The sequence below is a fragment of the Mesorhizobium sp. M0184 genome, assembly GCF_040322215.1.
Lineage (GTDB): Bacteria > Pseudomonadota > Alphaproteobacteria > Rhizobiales > Rhizobiaceae > Mesorhizobium.
In genome coordinates this window covers 1-24250 of sequence record NZ_JAMYSZ010000044.1, presented here as the reverse complement: position 1 = coordinate 24250, position 24250 = coordinate 1, and the positions used below count along the sequence as shown (strand labels likewise).

Sequence of the window (24250 nt, the reverse complement as noted above, 5' to 3'; positions counted from 1 at the left end):
AATTATCTTCCGATTTTCCCGGACCGGTGAGAAAATCGGCGTGCTGACGCGTCATTAGCATTAGCTATAACATCCGATTGGCGGCAAACCGCGAGGGCAGACCGGCCAGGCTTGATCGTGGCGATCGGCGCTCCGTTGCCCGGTGCGGCCCGCGCCGCAGATTGTCACCACCGGCACGTCGCGCTTTTGGTCGTTGATCGGCGTCGCCGCCGTGATAGCTGCCGTTGAATCGGGCCCCGAACTGCCGCTCGGCGCCGAAACGCCCGCTCACATCGAGATGCCCGCCGCCCTGGGGGCTCGACCGTGTCAGATCGACCTCGGCCCGCGCGCTGGGGATGATATTGGTCGTACCCCCCGAGACTGCTGTTCGGCGCGATGCCATAAAGGAGCGCCACCGGTCCTTTGAGAACCTCGATCGCTCGATATAATCGGTGAACAAGCGATAGGTCGGCGCGACCCCGAACACACCATCGAACGCGACCTCGCCAAAATTTCCTTCATTGATCGGAAAGCCGCGAATGTAGAAGGAATCCAATATCCCGCCGGTTGAATGGGTGCTCCGTACCAAGGATCATTGATCATCACGTCGTCCACCCTGCGTGCGCCCTGATCCTCGATCGTTTGCGCCGTGTAGCTGCCTAGGTTGAACGGCGTATCCATGATGTCGCGATTGCCGAGCAGGCCCAGGCGCCCGCCTCGCGCGACTTGTCCGCCCGGATACGCTTCCGGCAGATTGTCGATCGTTGCGGTCAGGGGCAGGCCGCCCAGCCCCACCACCACGATGCGCTCGAGCACCGTGCCATGGAACGTTCGTTTCATTGTTGACAGGTTAGTCATGCAAGACCTCCTGACCATCCTCACCCAGCTCTCGTCAGGCAAGGCAAAACGTTCTTGGTCCTTGGCGTGAGGGGACTTGGATGAGGAAATCTGTTGGGCTGTTCGCTGCGCTGGCCGTGATGGGTCAGGACGCCGCTGCGCAGGAGTCGACGGCTGATCGTCTGATGAAACTAGACCGGGAAGACGGTTATGCCGGACTTTTCTGAAACGCCGGTGGCTGGCGCCCGAGGTCAGAACATATCGGTTTTCGCTCGCCTTCCCTCTCGGCTCACTCACTTGTGCGGCATACAATAGACGCCCTCGGATTCCATGAGTACCGCGCCGCCCTTCAACTCGCTCATTGCGCCGACCCAGGCTTCCGAATAAGTGCGGCTGGCATCCACGGCCGTCAGCCAAAGAACGCGATTGTCAGCCAGTTCGACTTTAACTTCCTGCTGCAAAGGGCTTGCCTGCACGGTCTGTTGATAGTGCCGTTTGATCCTGACATTGCTGGCCGGGAACTCAGCTTCGTTGCTGCCATAGTTCAGCACAAACCTAGTATGGTCCTCGGCCACTGTGCAACTGCCGTCACGCTCACACACGATTTTGGCGGCGGTCTTGCAGTCCCATTTCAGTGAAGCGGGCCACATCGGATTGTCCGCGCTCGATCGCGGCTTCTCGCTCTGGCTAGCCACCGCCAAGCCTGCCCATGGGCCCATTATCGCAGTCGACAGGAGCAGCGCCTTCAACACTTATTACCCTTCCCTGATCCAGTACCGTATTGCTGTCTCGAAGCTATCGCTGGCGTCGGGGTGAATGAACCGGACAGACACGCCTTGTGATCCTCATGGCGACTCATCCTGCGTGATCGCCTGGCTTATGGCATGTTGAGATTGAACCAGCTTTTCTGGCGCATGCCGTTCGCGTCGTCATACTCGATGAACCAGGGCTTTCCGCGCACCGGCCGAGAGATGGTGTAGTAGGTGGGGCCATTACCAAGGGAATGCCCTCTATCGTTGCCCGTGATCTGGATTTTTGCCGTCACCAACCTACCGTTGATTTCGATCTGGGCCTGTCGAGATCCGTTGTCATGGTCTTGGCCGAGACGACTATTCGTGAAAGTGACGGGCAGCGTGAGCCTGTCGGAGCTGATACGACAGATGTTCCGTTCTTGCATCATTCCTGGCCGATCGGAGTCGTAGCTGCCAGCTGCTTGCCAGCCAGCTGGACAATCCTCATACTTCTCGAATCTCGCGGCGCTGGAGTTGGCTTGTGGACAGGTCGGCCAGTTAAAACCCGGCGCTTTCATCGCCGCAATCAACTTGTAGGTTGGCGGGTGGCAAGAAGGAGTGCCCTGCCAGTCACCGGACAGGCAGAGGAGGACCTGACAGCCCCATTCCGATGCCTGTGATTGGGATGGAAGAGCCGCGGCGCCCGCGACGGCGGCGGCACCCACCAAGAGATATTTCAGTACGATCATAGCCTTTTCCTCGCTGCGGTTTCTGATACTTTACTATGGATCATCCGCGCGAAAAAGGACAGATCGAGAAGGCAGGTTGTGCGACTACATCGATTTATGAAACGAGACGACGCGGGCCTGGTCAACAACCCGTTGCGCGCCAACATTGCTCTGGCGCTCGAGCGGGAGAGAGCCAGACGTGGCCTATCCCACATGCACATGGCCGAGCTGTTTCGGACCGCCGAGGGCGAAAAACTGGCGTATCGAACCTACATCCAGACCGTGCGACAGAAAAACAATGTCACCCTGACCACGTTGCAAATCATGGCAAGCGGCTTGCATGTGTCAGTTGCAGACCTGCTCGCGGGCGGAAAAAAACTTACCCAATGGGCGCATCAGTTGGACGAAAATGCGATCCGCAAGCGTCTGGCGCACATCATCGACATTGAGCGAAAACGACGCACTTTGCTCCGCTATGAGATGGCCGAGCTCATCGGCGTGGCGGAGGCGACATTCATGAAATTGGAACGCGCAAGCGGCAATATCAGCGTCGACACGATTGCCGCGATCGCCAAGGCGTTGAAACTTGATCCAGCGACCTTCCTCTTTTCCGATAAGGTCCCGCCGTCAGCTGATCCACCTGTTTCTGACGCACCCGGAGGCGTAGGTTCTCATTTCAGAGTGCCGTGAACTTCCAGCGTCATCATCCGTCTAAGCTGCGCTAGACAGAATGCCTGGCAGGTTTTCGCCGTAATAGCGCATACCGGTGCAATTCAGGTGAAAATGGAGCAGAGCTGACAATTAGGCGCGCCACGTGTGTACCTTTTTTCGCCCGCGCCTGAGGAACGACTGCCATGACGTGGCGGCAGTCGAATGCACCGGAATCCTGATCTCTACGGTTGTGCCGGCACCGGGAGCGCTGTTGATGATGAGCCTTCCTTTCAGCGTCGAGACCATCTGGGAACATGCGGTCAGTCCAAGGCCAGTATGATTTCCAGCTCGCGTTGAAAAGAAAGGTGTAGTTGCCTTCACAACGATTGCAGGCGACATGCCTGCGCCGTTGTCCGCCACATCTAGTACGAGGTAATTGCGCAGGAGGAAGGGACGTCGCTTGACTGTCGCGGAGATGAGAATTGGGGCGTCTCTGGTGCCGGATAGAGCGGCAAGAGCGTTTTCTATCAGCTCATTAACGACCAACCGTAACGGCGTCGCCGGAACAGGTTGCAGACGTGCTTTAGGATCGACCAAAACTTGCACCAAACTGCTGCGATCGTGCGCGAGATCCTCGAGGAGTGGGCCGAGCGCCACGGTGCTGGAATCCTGTGGCGCATAGGCGATCTGAAGGACACTGTTGGTGATCGATTCCAGTTCAGTAGCAGCACTGCGCGCAGCCTCAAGCATTTCGCCGCTCGGTTGCTTGTCTGGTTGTGCGTGCTCAAGGAACAGCCTCAAGGCTGTAACCCGCGATCGGGTCATATGCGCAAAGAGCGAAGCGAACGAGCGCATATGCTGGTCACGGCGATTGGCCAAAGCATAGCGCTGATGGATAACGAGATAAAAGGTGGCACCCAGGCCAAGTGCGATGGCAAAGGTGAACCAGTTGCGCGAGGCCGCAATGTCGATGCTGGCGGTCTGCTGCAAGGTGGCACTGTGATCAACGGTAGAGCTGGAAATCTCGTAAATTGACTGTTCCAGCTTGGCCATGTCGGCAATGGCTTGGGTGTAGTTTGTACGCGCTGACACAAGAGGGGCAATTTTCTGTTCGAGGGTTAGGCCAATTCGGCCCAGGAGTTCGGCATCGTGGTCGGGAAAAAAGCGGTTCAGATAGGGCAGGTTTTCCAACTGCGCGACGTTGACGTTCACCAACGCCATTTGTCGATCGATGTCCGCATCAAGCTTGCCCGTCTCGTCGGCAATGCGAAGATAGCCATAGACTCGTATAAGGCGCTCGCGAATCTGTGCCGCGCGCCACTGAATCTCGAAAGTCTGATTGAGGATGGCATCCGTCTCCTGACGGTAGCGGTTCGATTGCATGAATGTCCACGCACTCAGCCCAAGCGCTGCAGCCATACCGAGATACGGCAGAACAGTGAGCAAACGGCCGTTTAAGAACTTCATTGCGTGGCGCGCAGGATGACTGGGAAAAACACCCAGATCGAGTTTCTTGCGGGAACATATGAAACAGGCAATTGGTCGAAGGGCCAAACAATGAAGATGGGGCCTTTCTCTACCATGCTGATCGGGCGGAAATCCTGGCCCGGCGGGCAATGCGAGCCGGCCTTGTCACTCTCGTTGCAACGACGTTCGATCGCCAGGATCGGATTATAAGACCGGATTTCGTCCATATGAATGTCGGAAACGAAGTTGTCATAGGCGACAACTTTGACCTCCTGCACGGCGGTGACTCCGGCCTTGGCAAGCACATTTGCAAGCAGCGGCCCACGATATTCGATTTTCTCGTTGTCGCTCGTCCAAGGCGTACGCGTGTCATAGGTCTGTTGTGGAAAGTCTGCCCGCAGCTGCTTTACTGAAAAAACGGCGACAGTCTTGCCGCTGGCGTCTTGAACCGACACTTCGTTGGGATCGAGCGGAATTTCCTCGGCGGCGCTGGCGAGCGGAAGGGCCACGGCAAATATAACGGCGAGAGCATTACGCAACATCTTCCACATCCTCGTATTCGCGGGGTCCATCGTTCTTGGCGAAGAGCACGCAAGGTCCTCGGGAGCCCCGCGGATCGTAGGCAAATCCCTTTTCTGCCAGTGCAAGCGTGATGTCTCGGATGCCGTCAAGGCCATAGAGATGGTCGTGCAGCTCAAGAAAGATGCGCTCGACCCCGGGCAGCTCGGCATCCTGCAGAAGTTCTTTCTCAGCACCTTCAATGTCCATGACGAGGGCGTTTATTCGATGATCGGTGATGAAACGATCGACGTCGGCCGAGACGATCGAAAGTTCGCGCTCGTAGGGTCCTTGGTCTTTGTCCGTGGAAGACATCCAAAGGTCGCGGCGAACGTAGAAGGTGAAGGACCGCGGCGGGCCGGCTGTGAGGATACCCTGGGAATATGTGACATTGTCGAGATCGTTCGCCGCTATCACGCGTTTCGCTAGCTCCGCCGTTGCGGGATTTGCTTCAAAAGCCCATACCTGAACGCCGGGGATTTTCGCGATCAGTGCGGTGATGATGCCGATACCCGACCCTAGCTCCAGTACGCGATCGCGCGCCTTGACCGCCCTGAAGATCCACTTCGCCTCCTTAGCCTCATAGCTCTGGCTTTGAAGCGCTCGCCAGATAACCGGCGAAACATCCTGTGGTGCGACAGGAACCTTGATTCCATGGACGATCATGGGCGCCATTGGCTCACAGCCCCCGCGGGAGCCGATGGCCTTGCCGCATGAGCTTGGCGCGAGCCTGCTTGTAGTATTTCTCGGCCGAGCCGGGCTCAATGGCAAGGCGATCGGCCATGAGAGAAAAGATCTCCGTGCGTTTCACGCCGGGTGCACGGTGCGCCATCATGTCGATGGCCTCCTGCTCGCGCGGTGTAAGGGCTGAAAATCGGTAATCGGGTTTGGTCATGACAACCCGCGAAAGGCGCAAGGAGAACCCCTTGGTGGAAATATCGTCCAGCACGTCGCTGAACACGCCGGGCGCAAGACCGGTCTTGCCGAGATAAGCGGCAGCGCCAATTTGCCGAAAGCCATCTGCCTCGCAACGGTTATCGGAACCGGTGATGACAATATGAATTGCACTGGGTGAAGCCTCGATGATCTTGTCAACGACTGCGACGCGATCCCCCTGTGAGGTGGGATCAAAGCCAGGCAAGCCAGGATCGATGACGACCAGATCAAAATAATTGTTTTGAAGCTCGGCAGTGGCGATCGTCAGCGTCTCAGCACCCAGGACGACGCATTTTTCGAAGCTCGCTTGCACTTCGTTCATCAGTGCCAGACGCATTAGTGTCTGGTCTTCGACCACCAGGGCACGAAACATCGGAAGCCAGTTCCTTTACGCAGGCGCCCCCCGCCCCTATCTCGCAGAATTCGTCGCTTCAAAAAAGGGATGGTGTCGCCCCTTTTTCCTCATTTCGAGAGGTACCAGTATGTAACCGAAGAACGCCAGGGCGATGACGATGCCTCTTCAACAGGTCTGCAGCGATGGAAAGATGGCAGCGGCTGAAGGCGTCGCGAAACTGATTGCGGAACATCGTCAAAGCGTCGCCACGCTTGAACTTATCGGCAAGCGATGGATGGGGGCCGAAGGGCCGGACGCGATCGTGCTGGGTGAGAGACTGGACGCGGCCATGGCGGAGGAGGCCGCTGTGCGAAGGCGTGCTGCCACTGCTCCAGTAGCCACTATCGCGGAAATGAAAATGAAGGCTGCTTACTTCCAACGGCTGACGGCTCATGGCTGGTGCGAGATTGATGTCGACGATTGGCGCGCGTTGCTCGGTTCCTTCACGAAACTGCAGCCCTAAGAAAAGATCGTCGAAATCCATGAGACCACGGTATTCCAGGCCGCATAGAGTCCTGCCGGCACCAATATGATCGCGATGAATGCAGCGGCTCCACCAATAGCACCGTCACCGCGTCCTTCGACGGGATAATAATATCTGTGCGCTTCATCGTCATGCTTCATTGTTGTCTCTTCGATACTTGGCTCAGCAGCAGTTGCACAGGATGCTCAAACGTCGTGCCCCACAAACCTGCACGTTTCATCTTAGCGTTGATTTCCGCGACGAGGTAGTTCTCATTGACGGCTTTGCCCTTTGCTGTCGTTGCGGCAAACGCGTATCCGGTCGCTATGAGCGCTGTGCCAACGTCGATTGTTTCGCCATTGAGCTGCGCACCGCACACGACAAAAACCGCCTTGTCGAGGGCATAGCCGATTGGCTGGCATGTAACCGCGGCGCTATCGAACAGGGCAGCCAGGTGCGCCAGCGAGGTGTTCCCGCAATCGATTTTGTTACCATTTGGCTCTTCAGCTGACGTGCCTCGAAGACATGACTGGACGCCATAGAGGCGGAAAAGGTGATCTCCGTCACGCCAGGTATCTCCGGTCAGCAGTTGAGCCGATTTCGATACCGCGAAGGGCGTTGGCACGGCAGACTCGGATGCCTCCTGGGCCTGGGCCGAAGCGCACAAACCAAATGCGGCCAGCACTGCGAAGCTCGCCTGCTTCATTCCTGGAACTGTCCACCGAGGTCGGCGGAATGCTCGAGATCGGGGCGCAGCGACTTGCCGTCCTTGTTACGTCCGATTGCCGCCATGTCGAAAAAAACCATTTCGTCATCGTCGTAGGCGACGTTGTACGGGTCGTTTGCATTGCCCGCACCCACGAGCGAGAAACATGACACCGCATCGGGTTCACCCTTCCTGCTTTGCAGCACAAGTGTTTTGCAAAGCACGACAGATGCACGATCGTTGTAGATTGCCCCTTCATAGTCCCGCGCGGCCTCCGTGCAGTCCCATTGCTGCGTCTTGTAGGTAATCTTCGGTTTTGGGCAGGCCGCGAGGCCGCGCAGTCGATACGTCACGCCGTTGATGACGCGCTCGGTCGCCGACGGCACCTTAACCGGCGAGATAAGGGCGGCCGCATCGCGCTGAAAGAGCGCGCCTTTTGCATCATAGCGTTCATAGACGAACACCTTCTCGCCCGGCTTGGCAAACTGGAGCAGGTAGTGCTCCGACGGCTGGGCAAAGGCACTCGGGGCGTCGGCGCCGGCAGCATAAGCCGCGGTGCCCTGAAGCAGCAAAACCATGCAAAGGGCCGTCTGTCTCATCGAAATCCGTCCTTGCGATTACATACAGTGTTGACACTTTACTAGGGCTGCGTGTAGCCATAGTAAAGTGTTAAATTTTGGCGACACTATGAACGCTCGATTCGCTCTCCTGCTCACCCTGTGTGGCGCCACGATGCCGTTCAATGCGCACGGCCAGGACCTGGCATCAGACCGCGTTGCCTTTGCAACACCGGCGCAAGCCGTTGCCGCGGTCGGGGCGCAAAGGCCGGGGGCGTGTACGACCGGAAATCGTGCTGAGGTCTCGCGACTTGTGCGTTCAATCGCGCAGGAGGAAGGGTTCGACGCCGATCTGGCCGAGGCAATTGCATGGGCCGAAAGCGATCTCGGCGCCAGTCAGGGTCCGTCGAAGGCCGGAGCCCTAGGGATCATGCAGCTGATGCCAGGCACGGCGGCCGATCTCGGCGTGAGCGACCGTTGCGACATAAAGGCAAATGTCCGGGCTGGCCTCCGCTATCTGAAGTCACTTTATGACGAGTTCCAGGATCCGCTGCTGATGCTGGCGGCTTACAATGCCGGGCCCAACAGAGTCTACAAGGCGCAGGGCATTCCGGTGAATCCGGAGACGGCGGAATACATCGTGAACATACTGAACCGCTGGAAGTTCGGCGGTGTCGTGAAGAAGTCTGCCCCGGCCAAATCCGAAACGCTCGCGGCCGCACCGCCAGCAAGCGAGGACGCTTGGCAGGAAGGTCATGTCATGGATTTCGGCAACTGAAAGGAGCCAAGGGTGGAATACAGGAAAGCGGGCAAATTTGCCCTGAAACTGGCCTTGGCCTCGGCGGTCGGAATAGCTCTCGCGCCAGCCACTGCGTATGCCCAGTCGGCGGCACCGGTCGAAAATGTGCTGGAGTGGTTCGTCGGAGTTCTGCAGGGCAACATAGCGCGTTCATTCGCCATCATCGCGGTCTGTTTTCTCGGCTTCCTCGCCATGACTGGCCGACTGGCGTGGATGATGGCCTTTTCCATCATCATTGGCATCGCTCTGATCTTCGGCGCTGCCCAGCTGGTGGATGCGGTTCGCGCGACCGCCGGAGGCAGCTGAGGCATGGATGATGAGGAAGTCTATGTCGAGCCGGTCAGTCTGCCACTAACGCGCCCCCCGATGAAATGGGGGGTGCGCTATGAGGTCTTTGCACTGAACGGGATCCTGGCGGTGATCGGCTTCATTGCCACGAGCAGCTTCATGCTCGGCATTGGCGTGTTCGGCGTGGTGCATCTGGTTAGCGCATATCTGTGCCAGCGCGACCCCTACATGTTTCATATTTACGAACGGCGCATCTCCAAACGCGGAGCGGTGGCGAACCTAACTTTTTGGGGCGCGAGGAGCTATTCCCCATGAGCCTCGATGCTGATCTTAAATTTGGCCGTGAGCGTCGGCGTGAAAAGCCCGCGGCGATGCACGTCCCCTACCTTCGCCATGTCGATGACAACCTGATCGTGACGAAGAGCGGCTTTCTGGTCGGCGTCATCCAGCTCAGTGGCCTGCCCTTCCAGACGATGGACCAGGCCGAGTTGAACAGCCGCCTGTTCAACCGCAACACCACGTTTCGCAATCTCTCGACGTCTCGCTTTGCGGTCTACACTACGATCATCCGCCGCCACGTGACGCCGGAGATCGAAGGCGATTTTGACAATCCTTTCGTGGCCGAGCTCGACGCCCGCTACATGGATGAGCTTGGGGCGAAAAACCTTTTCGTCAACGAGGCGTATCTGGCGGTCATACGCCGGCCGATGGTCGGCCGTGTCGGCTGGGTGGACAAGGCACTTAACGCGTTCCGCATCACTACCGCAGGCGAAGAAACCCGCGAAGAGGCGATGGCCGAACTGCATGACGTTCTCGACGGCGTCGTCAAGGATTTTACCGCTTATGGTGCGCGTCTTCTCGGTGTCGTGAAGCGCCGCGACAGCTTCTTTTCCGAGCCGGCGGAATTTTTGGCGAAGATCCTCGCCGGCGGCGTCGATGTGGAAATGCCTTTGCCGCGCATGAGCCTTGGCGATGTGCTGGCGACGCGGCAGCTGTTTTTCGGCAAGTCCGCGCTGGAACTTCGCGGACCGGACGCTGGCAAGCTCGGCGCCATGGTGTCGATCAAGGAATACCCACCGTTCACCGCGCCGGGCTCATTGGACGGTCTCTTGCGCCTGCCGCAGGAGTTTGTCCTGACGCAGAGTTTTGCGATCGAAGACCGTGTCACGGCGATGCGCAGGATCAACACCATCGCGAACCAGGTTGAGGGATCGGACGAGGCGGGCACGACGGTCGAGGAGTCCGTCCACGACGGCGCCGACAAGCTGGCCGGTGGCGAAGTCGTCTTCGGACAACATCACATGAGCGTCATGGCCTTGGCATCGGACATGACTGGGCTCAACCGTGCGCTATCCGACATTACGGCCGAACTTTCGCGCATGTCGATCGTGCCGGTCCGCGAGACACTGAACACGGAACTCGCCTTTTGGGCGCAGCTGCCGGGAAATTTCAGCTACATCGCGCGACGTGCGTTGATCTCGTCGCTTAACTTCGCCGGCCTTTTCTCAGGACACAATTTCCCGTCCGGCCAACGTGAGCGGCTGCATTGGAAACGCCCTATCGCTTTGCTCGAAACGACCAGCCAGACGGCCTATTACTTCAATTTCCACGTTCACGATGTCGGGCACTTCACGGTGTTCGGCCCGACTGGTTCGGGCAAGACCGTGGTGCTGTCCTTCCTGATGGCGCAGGCCATGCGCATCATGCCGAGGCCGCGATGTGTTTATTTCGACTATATGCGCGGCGCTGAGATTTTTGTTCGGGCGCTCGGCGGCCGCTACGAGGTGATGGAGCCTTCTCAGCCGACCGGGTTCGCGCCATTGCAGCTTGATGACACGGCAGAAAACCGTTCTTTCCTGGAAGATCTGCTCATCTACATTCTGACGCCGGAAGGCGGCGCGCTTGACGTGGCGGAGATGCGCGTCATCAACGCCGCCGTCGACATGATCTACAAGATTCCGCGCGAACAGCGGATCTTCGACCTGCTGCCGGAAGTGCTGCGGGGCTCGCTGATGCCCGACATGAACGATCTGGCCGCGCGGATACAGCCTTGGCTCGACCCGAAGGACAAGGGCTGGCTTTTCAACAATCCCGTCGATCTGGTGGATTTCTCGAAGCACGTTGTCGGGTTCGACATGACCAAGATCCTCGGTGACAGAAAGCTGCGCTCGGCGGCCTTGCTCTACATCTTCCACCGTCTTGAGGACGTCATTGACGGCTCGCCGATCATGCTCTTCCTCGATGAAGGCTGGAAGCTATTGGACGACGAGGTTTTCGCCGCCTTCATCAACGAGACGCTGAAAACCATTCGTCGCCGGAACGGCGTTGTTGGCTTCGGCACACAGACAGCGGAAGACGTCGTCAATTCCTCCATCTCGTCGTCACTGATCGAGCAAACGAAGACCAACATTTTCTTCCCCAACCCGAAGGCGAGCAAGGAGTCCTACATGGAGCGCTTCTCGCTGACGGCGAAGGAATTCGAGTTCGTGCGCCGCACCGCGAAGGAAACACGCACCTTCCTCGTCAAGCACGACAGCGACTCGATCGTCGCCAAGCTCGATTTGTCGGCGATGCCCGATCTCATCAAGGTCTTGTCCTCGAACGAAGCCAACAGCAAGGAATGCGCACGGCTCCGGGAGACCTTCGGCGACGAGCCGGAGATGTGGCTGCCATACTTCTGCGGATGGGAGAACGAGCATGACGAAGCGGCTTAGCAGCGCTTGTCTGGCCGTGGCTCTAGCGACAGCGGAAAGCATGAGCGTGGCTGTCGCGCAAATCGCGGTCATCGACGATTTGAACCTCGACAAGCGGCAAGAGGACGAGCAGCACAGTGCGAAGTCGGATGCGGCCAAGAGGGACGAAACCGACAAGAAGAAAAGCGTCGTCTGCACCTATTCGAACAAATACCGCTCACAGATGTTTCGCCGATCCCCGGCCGAAGCGTTGCAGCGCGACGCGGGCAACGTGAAGCTAATCCGCTATTACGCGCAAAAATACGGCGTGCCAGAAGGCCTGGCGCTCTCCGTCGCCTATCAGGAATCGCGCTTCGACACATGCGCCGGGAGCCACACCGGCGTCAAAGGCGTCATGCAGCTGACCAAGGGCACCGGCAAGTCCATGGGACTGGACCGCGACGTGAACGAGCAGAATGTCGAAGGCGGTGTCAAATATCTCGGAATGGGCGTGAAGCAATGCGGGGCGACGAATTACAGCTGTCTCGCTTCCTTCTACAACGGATCGAACGAAGGGGAGCAGAACCAATGGGCCGGCGGTGTCGGCCGCTGGAACAGCTACTTCAACGACTATGTGTCGAGCGGCAACGCTCCGGCCGCCGCGCCACCACCCTTCTCGATCGTAACGGCCGACGGCGCAGGCGGCTTTGCCCAGGACGCGGCCATAGGCACGGTCAGGAAGGCGGCTGGCGGCCTTGATGCAAGCTCATCGCAGATGGGCGCCAACAATGCGGCGATCGACGCCCTGGCGGGCGACGTTGGCCAGGTGACCGAATACAAGGACGCCTGGGAGCTGAACTCGTCGGCTCGTGGGATCAACGCCGATGTCACCAACCAGTACCTCGCCCAGGCGGGGGATTTCACGGCGTTGCTGGCCCAACTTCTCTCGTTGCAGAACGTTCAGGCATCGCAGTCGTCCAAGCTGGTGCAACGGCCGAAGAGCGGCTCTCCAAACCCGTTCTCTTGTGATCCCGCGGAACTGGAACGGTTGAGGATCGATCGCGGCCGATGGCCACCATGCGCGGTTGAGAACGCGGGAACAAGCTCAGCCGACAGCCGCTCGATGATCATCACCACTGACCCTGCTGGCGCTGCCAGCGTGATCGATTCGCTACAGCAATAGGAGGCTGACATGAAGAAATTCGCGATTGCCGCCAGTCTGGCGCTTTGGGCAAGCACGGCCCACGCACAGATTGCCGTCATTGATGGCGCCAATCTCGATGTCGCCCGCAAGAATGCGGACAACACCAACTCCATCATGGACTCCAACAAGGATATTCTGAAAAAGAGCGAGGAGATCCTGCAGGCTCTCAGCGGCAGTCGTGACGGTTCGCTTGGCATCGGACAAATGGGCCTCGGCGGCAACATGTCGATTGCCCAGGCGCCGTCGTTCGGATCGATCCTGAACGGCGGTGCGCTTTCGTTTGGTGGCCTGTCGCCCGAAATCCAGAAAATCGCCGGCGCGGTCATCAATGGCCTACAACTGGTGAAGCAGCTCCAGCAGATTGCCGGCAAGGAGACCAGCGCCGTCAACACCGCCTATGGCGGCAGCGTCAATGTGGCCTCGCTGCTAAGCGCATTGACCTCGCAGGCTTCGCAGGGCGTTACCCAGCGCCAACAGTCTCTGCAGTCAGCGAGCGGGCAGATCGGGCAGTCGCAGGACGTCAAGGGTTCGGTGGACCAGAACACACGAATGCAGCTGGAAAACGCGCGCGCCGTCAACGAACTGATCGGCGTCCAGAACGGCGCGGTCGCTGCCCTTAATGAGAAGCTGAAGGGAGATCTTCTTCGCCAGAGCCAGGTGCAGAAGATGATGACACCGCGCACCGTCAATCCGTTCGCGGAATTCGGCAAGAGCGGAGGCTGAGCGCTTGTCGCGGCGAGTCCTGCGCATATGCGTTGTGATTGGGCTCGGCGCAGGGCTTTTTGGATGCGCAAATCGCGAACTGAAAGCGCCGTGCGGGGCTTTGTCGTATACCCACGCCGACGAATGCGGCGCGCTGAAGCCGGTCAATTCAACGCCGTTCGCCAGCATCATTGACGAGGATCCATGAACGGTCTCGCCGCAAGCATCCTCGGTGGCATTGACAACATCGGCGAGGACTTCGTTCGCACCGTCTATATGCAGTTGGGCAATGCGATGGGCAACGTCTTCACCCTGATGCTGACCCTCTATATCGCGTGGTGGGGCTATTCGATCCTGAGCGGGCGAGAGTCGATTTCGCCAATCGAAGCGGCCTATCGCCTGGGCCGCGCCGTCATCATCTATCTGCTGCTGACCGGATGGGGCACGTTTTCCGCGACGATATACCAGCTTGTTCAAACCATTCCAGATGAGGTCGGTAAGGTAATCGTCGGCGCCGTGTCGCGGGCCACCGGCAATCAGCTTAGCGACCAGGCAGCAATTCCAGCGCTGATCGACAACCTCTACCAAGGGGCGCAGGACGTAGCCAATCAGGTCTACAGCGGATCCTTCTATGACATTTTTGGCGCGCTCTTGTCGCTGCTCGTCCTGCTGTCTGCCATCATCTTCGCAGCACTCGCCATTGCGGCGATCATCGCCGCCAAGGTGATGTTGTTCATTACGCTGGCCTTGGCGCCGATATGGATCATTCTTTGGCTTTACCGCTGGTCCTCGCGCATGAGCGAAGGCTTCCTTTCGCTGACCACCTTTCTGATGATCCAGCAAATCCTGATTTACGGCTTTCTCGGCTTCTACTTCTCGCTCGTCAACGCGGCGCTGAACACCGCCACGTCCGGCGGAGCGACCATGGACAGCAAAATGTCGCTGGTGCTGCCCTTGGTGCTGGTGACGATCATCGGGATCTACGTTCTCATGCAGATACCGTCGATTGCTTCGATCCTGAATGGCGGCGGATATCTCAGCACCGTGGGCGCATACAACCCGTATAGAAACTTCGGCAGAAACGCTGTGCGCTATTCCGGCGCGCGATGGGCCGCCGGCCGCGCCGCTCGGGGGGCCCGGCAGCTCGCGGCAAACAGTTTTCGATCTTCGCGAGCAGCTAGGGCGGATGCCGCAACCCGGTCCGCCATCCAGCAAGGTGCGCGCGATAACTCCAGGCCTCTGGCCTAGAACACAAGAACGATCACCGATCGCGGCCTGGATCAGGATGTGTCGCGCAAACGAGGCAATGGTAAATTGTCAAATCCAGTAGAAGCAGCTGCTGACCGCAGCAGCGAACTCGTCGACAAGCGCTATTACAGGGCGGGCGCGACTTGGGAAGACGACACGCACAGGTCAATGCGTCGATCGCGTACATTGGCCTGGATCGTCAGCGGCATTTCGGGACTGGTTGCGGTGCTGTCGCTGCTGGCGCTCGTGCTGATCCTGCCACTCCGGCAGTTCGAACCGTACGTTGTCGAGGTCGACAAATCGACGGGCTACCTCGAGATCATGCGCGCGCTGAAGCCTGGAGATTTATCGCAGAACGAGGCCGTCACGGCGGCCAATCTTGTGCGTTACATCAGGGCCCGCGAAACCTACGATTCGCGAGAACTGAAACAGAATTACGACCTGGCACAGCTCTATTCGACCGACGCCGCGTCCAAGGATTTGACATGGCTTTTCACGCCTGCAAATCCGCACTCGCTGGACAAGATTTTTGGCCGCAATGTCACTGTCTCGGTCGAGATCAAGTCAGTTTCCCTGCTCAATCGCAATACAGCCTCGGTGCGCTTTGCCACGACGACGCGGCGGGACAACTCGTCCACCGCCGACAATTGGGTGGCGGTCATAAAATTCCGCTACACCTCAACGCCGCTCAAGAACGAATGGCGTTTCGACAACCCGTTGGGATTTCAGGTTACGGATTACCGCCGCGACCAGGAATCGGCGCCGGCCGCGGGGAGCCTGCAATGAGATGGCGCGTGAGCCTCGCCCTGTCGGCCACCCTTCTGCTCGGCACGATGCACGGCGCGGCCGCACGCGACGGCCGGATCCGATATGTCACCTTCAACAACGACGACGTGACGTCGGTGCGCGCCGCCCTTGGCATTTCCACGATGGTCGAGCTCAGCCCGACAGAAGTCATCGAAACCGTGTCGGCTGGCGACACGAAAGGCTGGTCGATCATCCCCAAACGCGGATCGCGATTTCTGTTCGTAAAGCCGCTGGAGCGCGATGCGTGGACCAACGTCAACGTGGTCACCAACCGGCGCGTCTATTCCTTGCTGCTGCAGGCAACCGACAATAGCCGTGACCGGGCATCGTTCCAGGTCCGGTTCAAATACCCGGACGAGGATATCAACGCGCGCCTGCTCTCACAGGCCAAAGAGAGCGCCGCCGATCCGGATTTGAAGGACCTGAACTATGCCGATCTCAATTACGACTATGCCTACAAGGGTGACGACAGCTTGAAGCCGCGCACCGTATTCGACGACGGCACCAAGGTGTTTCTGGAGTTCAAGGACGATATTCCGGCGATCTTCGTTGTCGACGACAAGCGCAATGAGTCGCTGGTCAACGTTCGCACGCAGGGCAAATACACAGTCATCGACAAGGTCGCGCAGCAATTCACCTTGCGGGCCGATGGCAAGACGCTCTGCCTCTACAACCGGGCGCGACCCAACGCCATCGATCCCGTCGAGCAAGTCTACGGTCCAACGAAACTGACAGGCGGTTCCACCCTGTTCGGATCCAGCGGAGGGCGGTGATGACCCAGATCGATTATAACCAACTGGACGGCAGCCCGACGCTCGCGCGCCGCGGTGCGGGCGTGGGCACCAGGATCGCCCTGGTCGGCCTCGGCGTAGTGTTGGTAGGCGCGCTGATATGGCTTAACTGGCCCCGGGAGCCGGTATCGCGTGATGTTAGCAGCGATGGCGAGGAAAACTTCAATCCGCCCGAATTCCGCCCGCCGGCGTTGAACGACCCGCCTCAACCTGCCGACGGCACCATCGAGCAGATCGTGGTGCCGCCACCGGCCGCCGACCAGAGCGGCGCGCAACAGGCTGCCAATGTCGATCAGACCGTGCAGGAGGGTGCCGACCTTGACGCGCAGCGGCGCGCGCTGGAGGCGCAAATGGCGGCAGAGGAGGCTCGCCGCAAGGCCGAGGCGGAAGAAGCCCGCCGCGAAGCCGCGGCAGAGGAAGAGGCTCGCCGTAACGCAGAGGCCGCCGAGCGCGAAAAAGCGGTGTGGGAACGCCTGCGCTCGAACCAGATGGTGACGAATGATCAAACCGGCTCGACGGATGCCGGCGCCCAGGCGGCGCAGGTCGAGATCGCGCCCGACGGTCAGATCATTCCGGTCCCCGGCGCCGACAGTGATCCCAACAAGGCATTCCTGGCGCAGTCTGAGGCAAGTTCTTCCGGCATCGTCAAAGCCAGGGTCTTCCGACGCACCGATGCGTTGATCCCTGAAGGCACGATCATTCGCGGCTATTTGGAAACCGCGATCAACACTGACCTTCCCGGCGCGGTGCGCGCTGTTGTGCGTGAGGATGTCTTCTCTCTCGACGGCAGGCGGATCCTCATTCCGAAGGGCTCGCGCCTGACCGGAGAATACCGCTCGGGGCTTGCGCGTGGTCAAAAGCGTGTTTTCATCGTCTGGAGCAGGGTCATCCGCTCGGATGGCATTTCCGTCGACATCAAATCGCCTGGTGCCGACGCGCTCGGCCGCGGCGGCATGGGCGGCCGTGTCGATACGCACTGGGTTGCACGGTACGGCAACGCCATCATGCTTTCCGTCGTTGGCGGAGTCTCTGAATATCTGTCCTCGCTTGGCGATAGCGGGCAAGATGGCCAACAGCGCCAGGTGTCGACAATCGATCCCGTAACAGGTGAGACCACGACCGTAACTTATGGTGGCAATGGCTCGCAGCGCGACGCCCGCAGCATCGCGTTTGATAAGTCATCGACCGCCTTGCAGCAACTCGCGCAAGAGGCGTTTCGCGACACGCAGAACATTGGCCCGACAGTCTACGTCGACCAGGGCACATCGGTCGTCGTGCTGGTGCGGCGAGATCTCGATTTCTCGGACCTATACGCCGATCCCGTCCAGGAAGAAGTTGCACGCCTGAAGGCCGGTGGGCCGCCGAAGACGGCGATCGATCCGACGCCTCTCTACGCGACGCCAAAGGATCATTTTTATCCCGGCTATGGGAGCCCGGTGAAATGAATGCCGTCCATCCCCTCCCCGACCCTTGGGCGAGAGCCCCGGTCCTGCGGGCTCATCTGGAGCCAATATGGTCCTACTTGAACGAAGATTCCGTTTCCGAGATTGCAATCAACAGGCCGGGTGAATTGTTCATCGAACGCCTCGGCGCCAAGGAAATGGAGCACGTCGTCAAGCGCGAAGTCACACCTAGCTGGATTCGTAACATCTCGACCGGCGTCGCCTCGGCGACAAATCAGGTCATCAACGAAGAAAAGCCGGTCCTGTCGGCTGCTCTGCCTTCGGGTGAGCGCATCCAATGCATCTTGCCGCCCACGGCTCCCGAAGGCGGGGCGATTTCGATTCGCAAGCAGGTCATCATGGATATGAGCCTTGCTGCCTACAACGATCTCGGCGCATTCGAGAACACGGCAATGGGTAGCGGCCTTGCGCTTTCAACCGAAGAAAAGCGACTTGTCGAGATGTTGCACGACACCTCGCCGATGGACTTCCTGCAATATGCGGTGCGCAACCGTGTCTCGATCGTCGTTTCTGGCGGCACGTCGACCGGCAAGACGACGTTCTTGAATGCGCTCTTGAAGGAGATCCCGGCCCATGAGCGGATCATCACGATCGAAGACACCCGCGAACTGAGGCTGCCGGCTCCCAACAACGTCACCTTGATAGCCCCGAAGGGCGACCAGGGGCTTGCCAAAGTCTCCGCCCAACAGCTGCTCGAAGCCTCGCTTCGCATGCGACCCGACCGTCTGCTTTTGGGGGAATTGCGCGGCGCTGAAACCTTCGCATTCCTCCAGGCGATCAACACCGGCCATCCCGGTTCGCTCACGACCGTTCATGCCAATTCCGCCCGGTCCGCCTACGAGCGGCTGGCGCTGATGGTCATGCAGGGCAGCTCGGGCCTCTCACGAGGCGAAATCCTCGACTACCTGCGCGAAGTCATTCCGGTGGTCGTCCAGATGATCCGCACCGAAGGCGGACGGCGCGGCATCAGCGAGATCAAGTTCACCAAGGCGGAGACGATCTAGCGGGACCTATCCATGCAGAAAATCGCAACAGCAATTTTCATGGTGCTCATGGCGACGGCCCTGGGCGGCCTGGCCTTCACGGTCGCCTATGCCGCGACAGATTGGTTCAGGACTGGCGCCCACGTCCTGTTCGACCAGTTGAACGCCAATCCCTTGCCGGTCGTTCGTCTGGCCTGGGCGGATACGATGGCGAGGAACTTTAGCCGGGTACAATACGCCGTTGCCGCAGGGGCATTAGGGTTTCTTGCGCCCCTGGTCGGCCTGATTCTCATGCGCCCGAGAAAGCGCAATGACTCTCGCTTCATGACGATGGGCGACGTATCGAAAACCGGCCTGACGAAAGTTGGCGGCGTCTTCGTCGGTCGAGCCGGCGGCAGGCTTACCGGAATTCTGTCGCCCGGCCGCGATCAGCGCTCCGGCAAGATCCGCTTGACGCAGCGCAGGCTGATCGGCGGCAAGAAATTGTGGATTGATGGCGATGATGTCGGCGGATTCGTCATAGGGCCGCCGCGCTCCGGTAAAGGCACTTCTCTCATCATCCCGAACGCCCTGACCTGGCCGCATTCGTTCGTGGTCCTCGACCTGCGTGGCGAGACCTATGCGGCCACCGCCGGCTACCGTTCAACCATGAGCCGCGTGGTGCGTTTCGCGCCAGCTGATCCCGACGGCAACACCGCATGCTACAATCCCATGGACTTCATTTCGCTGGATTCGGCGCAGCGCGACATTGACCTTCGCAATATCGCTGCGGCGCTGTTTCCGCGACCGCCCTCAAATTCAGACCCGTATTGGGTTAATGACGCCCGCCTCCTTTTTACCGGCATAGCGTCCTTCGTCATGGAATCGCCAGCGATCCCGAACGAGAAGAAGACCTTTGCCACAATCCTCGAGATCATGAACGGCGCCGAGCAGCCGCTCCTGGAATTCATCGGCTCGCTGCGCGAGGAACGCCGCCGCGAATGCTCGCATTTCACGCTGCAAACCTTGCTGCCATATTTTGAGATGTCTGAGCGGCAGTTTTCCGGAATCTACGCCGGCGTCCGCACCGGCATGGCCCCCTTTCTCAACGAGCGCCTGATGCGAGCTACGTCGCGCAGCACGTTCGATATTCGCAAGCTCAAGCGCGACCGGATCTCTCTTTATCTCGACGTGCGGCGCGAGCAGATTACGTCGCTTGGACCGTTGTTCAACGTCCTGATTACGCAGATGATGAACTTCATGTCGGAAAGTCTGCCGCAGCCCGGCGAGCATCCGGTACTTGTGCTGCTCGACGAGTTCCAGAACCTCGGCAAGCTCGAGAATGTAACCGAAATGGCGAGCGTGCTCGGCGGCAACGGTGTTTCGATGTGGTTTTTCGTACAGTCGCTGAAGGCTGTAGACGAGATCTATCGCCAGGAGGGGCGCAAGACACTCATCAACGCCGCTCGCGTGCAGATCTTTTTCGGTGCGCAGGACGCTGACGATCTGCGCTACGTTTCCGAGCAACTCGGCGAAACGTCGGACGTGCAAAAGGACGTGACGCGCACCAAGGCAACGTTGTTCGACACTTATTACACGCGCTCGGTCCACCGAAAGGAAGTGCGGCGGCCCCTGATGCGGCCGGATGAAATCCGCACGCTCGACAAGAACAAGGTCATCATTTTGCCGCGTGGCGAACTGCCAATCCTCGGCACGCGCAATTTCTATTTCGCCGACGGCCAGCTCGCCAAACGCGCGTTCATGCCCCTGCCCGCCTATACCGACGCTTCGCGCACGAAAAGCCGTGCGTTGGACTCCTCTGCGGCGGTTCAATCTACTGCGCTCCCAACTATTGTGCCGAAAGCACCGGCGTACCGCTCAGGCCTCTTGCAGACGCGCCTGCGGCGCGGCGCGACATTTGCCGCAAAAGCGGGTCGTATGGCTCTGCCGCAGGGCCGGCGCGCAATCGTAAAAGAACGGCTGAAATCAACAGACGCTGTAGCCGTACCAGTTTATGCAGCCATAGATTTTTCCGCGTTGGCGGCTAAAGCGGTCACGACAAGGATAGCACCCGATAAAGAAGCGGCGGTGGCGGCGATCCTGAACAATGTGCGCTCTCTCCGGGCCCACGCATCCGACAAAGAAGCTTTCGACCGAAATTTGAGCGTCGTCGAAGACACCTTGCCCGATGTAGTCGACGGGTAGGAACTGCTGCGCCCTGCTCGTGTCAGATAGAAGAGCGGCAACGTCATGCCTCAGGCCTTCCGTATCAGCCGCCAGTTGCCGGGCGGTGCCGCTTGAGCACTCCAGTCAATCGCAGCGTAGAATCTTTGCTTCGCGCGCGACCGCGACGAAAGCCCTGCGGGCGGCGGGTGGATGAAGCTCACCTCGTATAACCTTCAGACAGGCGTCCATAGCTGCCCTGTGCTTCTCCGTCTGACGACCAGCAAGATCCCGCAGCAGGATGGAGGCCGCATCATTAACATCGAACACGGTGCGTTCTGTATAGCGGCCAATCTGAATCACAACTGGCCTCTCAAATCTTACCAAGCCGGTCATCTACCCTCACCCTTGAAGCTCTATTAACAACAGCCTGCGATCACCGGCGGAAGAAAAATCGCGTCGGTTGATCCCGCTTGCGGGTTGCCCCGGTCGGCCGCTCAATCGAAAGTTTAGTAAGAGGTGGGTTTCCACCCATGTTCAATTCGAGCAGACGTTGGTCCAATTCCTTGTCCGCCGCTGTGAGGCGATGGTTAAGGCGCAGATAGTCCATCCAGGTCGGCGTGCGGAAGGTTTCTGTCCAAAGCGAGGAATCCTGAAGATCGCGCTGGAGGTTCCAGTGCCTGGCGCCGACACGGCTTTGCACTCGCCGTCGTTCCTGCATCTGATCGAGGAAAGCTTCGACGTTTGCCTCCGGCATTGAGTACTCGATCTTGATGACGATCGGGCCGCTTCTCGGCTTCAGGTCGAGAGCGAGTTGCGGTGTCTCGAAGCCAAAAGGATCCTGATCGGAGTCTTGCCATTGACGGATCGGCAACAGGAACCCGGTGGCCGCGACCATCAGTAGCGCAGCAGCTGAAATCTCCAGGGCTGAGGCAAGCGAATAGTTCTCAGCCACCGTACCCCACAGCCAACTGCCGGCCGCGATACCACCCGACGAAAGGGCATAATAGATCGAGAGCGTGCGACCAACGACCCACCTTGGGCTTGCCAATTGAACGCTTACGTCGAGCCCCGTCCAGGTGACAACCCATCCCGCGCCGCCGAGCGCCAGCGCAATAGCCGCCACTGCCACTGAAGACGTGAGAGCAAGAGATAAACAACACGCCGCGCAAGCAATGCATGCCAGTATTGTCAGTCGCTCCTGGGAGAGCGACCGTCTCAAAACATTGTTGCAGATGCCGACGCACAAGGCGCCGGTCCCGAAGCCAGCCATCAGGATGCCATAAACGATCGGTCCTCCGCCTAATTGATCGCGGGCAACGACAGGCAGGAGCGCGAGTATGGAGATGCTGGTCAGGCCAAAAAGCGCGCCACGCGCGATTGCCGCCTTGATCTCCGCCGATAGCGCCGTGAAGCGCGCTCCGTCATGAATGGCCGTGGTCAATGGCTCGCGCGGGAGGGGGGACGAGCGAACATCCCATTTGCGGCGCCCTATGGTCCACAGCAGCGCTAGATAGGTCAGCGTCGCCACAGCGAAAGCTGTCAAAGGTCCAAAGGAGGCAACGACAATGCCACCAAGCGCCGGACCGACGCTTCGAACAGCGTTATATCCAACCGAGATGAGCGTAACCGCGGCTGGAACTTCGCGTTTTCGTAAGATGTCGCCGACCGACGCGTGCCAAGCGGGATCGGTGAAAGCGGCGCCCGCTCCGGCCAAACAGCTGAATGCAAGAACCATCCATGGATTGAAAATTCCCAAGCCTGCAAGAACCGTCAGCATCGCCGAGGACAGCGCTATCACGGACCAGCCAGCGAACATCAGGTTGCGGCGGCTGAAATTATCAGCCAGGGCTCCGGCGATGATCGACAGGATGAATGTAGGCAACGTCGTCGAAGCCTGCACCAAGGCGACCATCACGTCGGAAGTCGAAATGGTCGCCATCAGCCAACTGATGGCGACAGTTTGAATTAGCCAGCCAAAGCTGGACACCTGCGTAGCAAGCCAGATCGATCGGAAAGTTGCATTCTCGAGCGGCGCAAATGTCGCCGACGAAGCTGGAGTCGCATCTGCGGGCGCCACCCTGCTCATTGGGTTGAGCCCTCCCCTCGGTCTATCGGTCGCGTTTAGAGGTGCCCTCCCGGCGCAGGTGCCCGTGGAGGAATAGCAGCATGAGCGCATTTGCTAGGGATAGCGCAAGACAATTCTTCACCGCCGGCGCTCTGGCCGAAGCGATTACTTGGTCTGGAAGAAAAGGCGGATGCAGCCTGACCGCAAATCGGGCATCGCACCGAGTTTAGGAATTGCCGCCTTCGGGAAGGAGACCTTCATTCCGCGCGGGAAACGATGCCCATGGAAAGCCTGGGACGACGGCGCCGATTTCTATCAGAGAGCTGGCCCGCAGCGGATTCAACGAAGCCGGGCCACACCTACCTAGCCGCCTTGATGCACGGCGATAAGCTTTTGACGGCCTGAAGCGACGCTGTGGTCGCCGTTGCGGTGCTTTTCCACGCGCCTCGTCAGGCGCCGGGATTGCTCCGTCGTGATGGCAGGCGGGGGTTTGCAGGTTGCGGTCGACGGGTTCGTTTCGGGGCGTCTGCCCCCATCGTTATGTCGCGAGTTGGGGGATGCGATCGAGGACGATGCGCAGGATGCGCTGGTCGGGGCACGATGTCGGCAGGTGCAGGCGGATTTGCGATTTCATCTCGACCACCCGCGCAGCGATTTTGATGAGGCGCAATCGCAGCGTGTCGAATTGGGCGACGGCAAAGCTCGAGCGCCTCGGCATCGCGGCCCGCAAGCCCCACATCAACCAGTAAGCACCGGCATGCAGGAATAGCCGGAACTGGTTGGCCGTCGCTCTGGTGCAGGATGTGCGGTCGGCGGCAAGATGCGTCTTCCACGTGATGTGGTTCTCGGCCGCGCCGCGCCGGCAGTAGACATCCTCGTAGAGCGCCTTGGCCTTCCCACCGGCAAGGTTGGTGACGACGAAGCGGATATCGCCACCTTGGGCGCCGACCTCGACCCGCGCGATGATGCGCTCGACGCGGCTCCAACTAGCGGCGCCGTCAACGAACTCCTTGAACCTGCGGACCTTGCCTGTCTTGGCCGACGCTTCGAAGCGCGCCGTCGTGCTGGCCTCCAGA

28 protein-coding genes are annotated in these 24250 nt (G+C 59.3%); 15 read left to right on the top strand and 13 right to left on the bottom strand.

Features of this window, described 5'->3' with window-relative positions:
* Nucleotides 1–64: 64 nt before the first annotated feature.
* Nucleotides 65–535, bottom strand: a complete 471-nt coding sequence (locus NKJ23_RS34780) for a hypothetical protein (RefSeq protein WP_502900118.1) — start codon at nt 533–535, stop codon at nt 65–67.
* Nucleotides 536–917: 382 nt separating this feature from the next.
* On the opposite strand from NKJ23_RS34780, the gene NKJ23_RS31250 reads away from it, so the two are divergent.
* Nucleotides 918–1043, top strand: a complete 126-nt coding sequence (locus NKJ23_RS31250; RefSeq protein WP_023722890.1) for a hypothetical protein — start codon at nt 918–920, stop codon at nt 1041–1043.
* 66 nt (nt 1044–1109) lie between these two features.
* On the opposite strand, the gene NKJ23_RS31245 is transcribed toward NKJ23_RS31250, so the two are convergent.
* Nucleotides 1110–1568, bottom strand: coding sequence for a hypothetical protein (locus tag NKJ23_RS31245; protein WP_031195338.1), 459 nt, complete (start codon nt 1566–1568; stop codon nt 1110–1112).
* A 125-nt stretch (nt 1569–1693) separates the two neighbouring features.
* Complete coding sequence (locus tag NKJ23_RS31240) at nt 1694–2296, bottom strand: hypothetical protein (protein WP_352496338.1); 603 nt, start codon at nt 2294–2296, stop codon at nt 1694–1696.
* Nucleotides 2297–2392: 96 nt separating this feature from the next.
* On the opposite strand from NKJ23_RS31240, the gene NKJ23_RS31235 reads away from it, so the two are divergent.
* On the top strand, nt 2393–2965 hold the full coding sequence (locus NKJ23_RS31235) for a helix-turn-helix domain-containing protein (RefSeq protein WP_352453451.1): 573 nt from the start codon (nt 2393–2395) through the stop codon (nt 2963–2965).
* A gap of 111 nt (nt 2966–3076) precedes the next feature.
* Here NKJ23_RS31235 and NKJ23_RS31230 read toward each other — a convergent pair whose 3' ends face one another.
* Genes NKJ23_RS31230 through NKJ23_RS31215 form a run of 4 tightly spaced genes read right to left on the bottom strand, consistent with a single transcriptional unit; the run spans nt 3077 to nt 6260 of the window.
* The gene (locus NKJ23_RS31230; protein WP_352453450.1) at nt 3077–4393 is read right to left on the bottom strand and encodes a sensor histidine kinase; all 1317 of its coding nucleotides are present in this window, start codon (nt 4391–4393) and stop codon (nt 3077–3079) included.
* Complete coding sequence (locus NKJ23_RS31225; RefSeq protein WP_352453449.1) at nt 4390–4935, bottom strand: putative pterin-binding protein; 546 nt, start codon at nt 4933–4935, stop codon at nt 4390–4392. Before NKJ23_RS31225 ends, NKJ23_RS31230 begins: the two co-directional genes overlap by 4 nt.
* Nucleotides 4925–5626, bottom strand: a complete 702-nt coding sequence (locus tag NKJ23_RS31220) for an FkbM family methyltransferase (RefSeq protein ID WP_352453448.1) — start codon at nt 5624–5626, stop codon at nt 4925–4927. The genes NKJ23_RS31225 and NKJ23_RS31220 overlap by 11 nt, the downstream gene beginning before the upstream one ends.
* Nucleotides 5627–5630: 4 nt before the next feature.
* On the bottom strand, nt 5631–6260 hold the full coding sequence (locus NKJ23_RS31215) for a response regulator (protein ID WP_352453447.1): 630 nt from the start codon (nt 6258–6260) through the stop codon (nt 5631–5633).
* A gap of 133 nt (nt 6261–6393) precedes the next feature.
* Here NKJ23_RS31215 and NKJ23_RS31210 point away from each other — a divergent pair, with 133 nt between their 5' ends.
* Nucleotides 6394–6744, top strand: coding sequence for a hypothetical protein (locus NKJ23_RS31210; protein WP_352496339.1), 351 nt, complete (start codon nt 6394–6396; stop codon nt 6742–6744).
* Here the strand turns inward: NKJ23_RS31210 and NKJ23_RS31205 are convergent.
* From NKJ23_RS31205 to NKJ23_RS31195, 3 genes are read right to left on the bottom strand one after another with little or no spacing between them, the layout of a single operon-like run.
* Nucleotides 6741–6905: a hypothetical protein gene (locus NKJ23_RS31205; protein WP_352453445.1), complete on the bottom strand. Its 165-nt coding sequence runs from the start codon at nt 6903–6905 to the stop codon at nt 6741–6743. The genes NKJ23_RS31210 and NKJ23_RS31205 overlap by 4 nt on opposite strands.
* Nucleotides 6902–7450: a thermonuclease family protein gene (locus NKJ23_RS31200; protein WP_352453444.1), complete on the bottom strand. Its 549-nt coding sequence runs from the start codon at nt 7448–7450 to the stop codon at nt 6902–6904. The genes NKJ23_RS31205 and NKJ23_RS31200 overlap by 4 nt, the downstream gene beginning before the upstream one ends.
* Nucleotides 7447–8049, bottom strand: a complete 603-nt coding sequence (locus NKJ23_RS31195) for a hypothetical protein (protein ID WP_352453443.1) — start codon at nt 8047–8049, stop codon at nt 7447–7449. Before NKJ23_RS31195 ends, NKJ23_RS31200 begins: the two co-directional genes overlap by 4 nt.
* 88 nt (nt 8050–8137) lie before the next feature.
* On the opposite strand from NKJ23_RS31195, the gene NKJ23_RS31190 reads away from it, so the two are divergent.
* From NKJ23_RS31190 to NKJ23_RS31135, 12 genes are all read left to right on the top strand, one after another.
* Nucleotides 8138–8785 (top strand): lytic transglycosylase domain-containing protein, encoded by a 648-nt coding sequence (locus NKJ23_RS31190; RefSeq protein WP_352496340.1) that lies wholly within the window; start codon nt 8138–8140, stop codon nt 8783–8785.
* 12 nt (nt 8786–8797) lie between these two features.
* On the top strand, nt 8798–9112 hold the full coding sequence (locus NKJ23_RS31185) for a TrbC/VirB2 family type IV secretion system protein (protein WP_023720448.1): 315 nt from the start codon (nt 8798–8800) through the stop codon (nt 9110–9112).
* Nucleotides 9113–9115: 3 nt separating this feature from the next.
* Nucleotides 9116–9409, top strand: a complete 294-nt coding sequence (locus NKJ23_RS31180) for a VirB3 family type IV secretion system protein (RefSeq protein WP_352684521.1) — start codon at nt 9116–9118, stop codon at nt 9407–9409.
* The gene (locus NKJ23_RS31175) at nt 9406–11808 is read left to right on the top strand and encodes a VirB4 family type IV secretion/conjugal transfer ATPase (protein ID WP_352496342.1); all 2403 of its coding nucleotides are present in this window, start codon (nt 9406–9408) and stop codon (nt 11806–11808) included. Before NKJ23_RS31180 ends, NKJ23_RS31175 begins: the two co-directional genes overlap by 4 nt.
* Entirely contained in the window at nt 11792–12949 is a 1158-nt protein-coding gene (locus tag NKJ23_RS31170) for a transglycosylase SLT domain-containing protein (protein ID WP_352496343.1), read from the top strand. Before NKJ23_RS31175 ends, NKJ23_RS31170 begins: the two co-directional genes overlap by 17 nt.
* A gap of 9 nt (nt 12950–12958) precedes the next feature.
* Nucleotides 12959–13693 (top strand): type IV secretion system protein, encoded by a 735-nt coding sequence (locus NKJ23_RS31165; protein WP_023785080.1) that lies wholly within the window; start codon nt 12959–12961, stop codon nt 13691–13693.
* Between the two features lie 183 nt (nt 13694–13876).
* Nucleotides 13877–14920, top strand: coding sequence for a TrbL/VirB6 family protein (locus NKJ23_RS31160; protein WP_352496344.1), 1044 nt, complete (start codon nt 13877–13879; stop codon nt 14918–14920).
* 66 nt (nt 14921–14986) lie between these two features.
* Complete coding sequence (locus NKJ23_RS31155) at nt 14987–15706, top strand: VirB8 family type IV secretion system protein (protein WP_352453435.1); 720 nt, start codon at nt 14987–14989, stop codon at nt 15704–15706.
* Nucleotides 15703–16500, top strand: coding sequence for a TrbG/VirB9 family P-type conjugative transfer protein (locus NKJ23_RS31150; RefSeq protein ID WP_352453434.1), 798 nt, complete (start codon nt 15703–15705; stop codon nt 16498–16500). Before NKJ23_RS31155 ends, NKJ23_RS31150 begins: the two co-directional genes overlap by 4 nt.
* Nucleotides 16500–17963 carry a type IV secretion system protein VirB10 gene (virB10, locus tag NKJ23_RS31145; RefSeq protein WP_352496345.1) on the top strand — a complete coding sequence of 488 codons (1464 nt, stop codon included), beginning with the start codon at nt 16500–16502 and terminating at the stop codon, nt 17961–17963. The genes NKJ23_RS31150 and virB10 overlap by 1 nt, the downstream gene beginning before the upstream one ends.
* Nucleotides 17960–18985, top strand: coding sequence for a P-type DNA transfer ATPase VirB11 (gene virB11 / locus NKJ23_RS31140; RefSeq protein ID WP_502902596.1), 1026 nt, complete (start codon nt 17960–17962; stop codon nt 18983–18985). The genes virB10 and virB11 overlap by 4 nt, the downstream gene beginning before the upstream one ends.
* Before the next feature lie 12 nt (nt 18986–18997).
* A complete protein-coding gene (locus NKJ23_RS31135) occupies nt 18998–21148 on the top strand; it encodes a type IV secretory system conjugative DNA transfer family protein (protein WP_352496347.1) in 2151 nt (716 codons plus the stop codon).
* 105 nt (nt 21149–21253) lie between these two features.
* On the opposite strand, the gene NKJ23_RS31130 is transcribed toward NKJ23_RS31135, so the two are convergent.
* From NKJ23_RS31130 to NKJ23_RS31120, 3 genes are all read right to left on the bottom strand, one after another.
* Nucleotides 21254–21502, bottom strand: a complete 249-nt coding sequence (locus NKJ23_RS31130) for a DUF982 domain-containing protein (RefSeq protein WP_352453430.1) — start codon at nt 21500–21502, stop codon at nt 21254–21256.
* Nucleotides 21503–21542: 40 nt separating this feature from the next.
* Nucleotides 21543–23195, bottom strand: coding sequence for an MFS transporter (locus tag NKJ23_RS31125; protein WP_352496348.1), 1653 nt, complete (start codon nt 23193–23195; stop codon nt 21543–21545).
* Nucleotides 23196–23712: 517 nt separating this feature from the next.
* Nucleotides 23713–24250, bottom strand: a 538-nt coding sequence (locus NKJ23_RS31120; RefSeq protein ID WP_352549860.1) for a transposase, incomplete at its 5' end; no start/stop codon positions are given.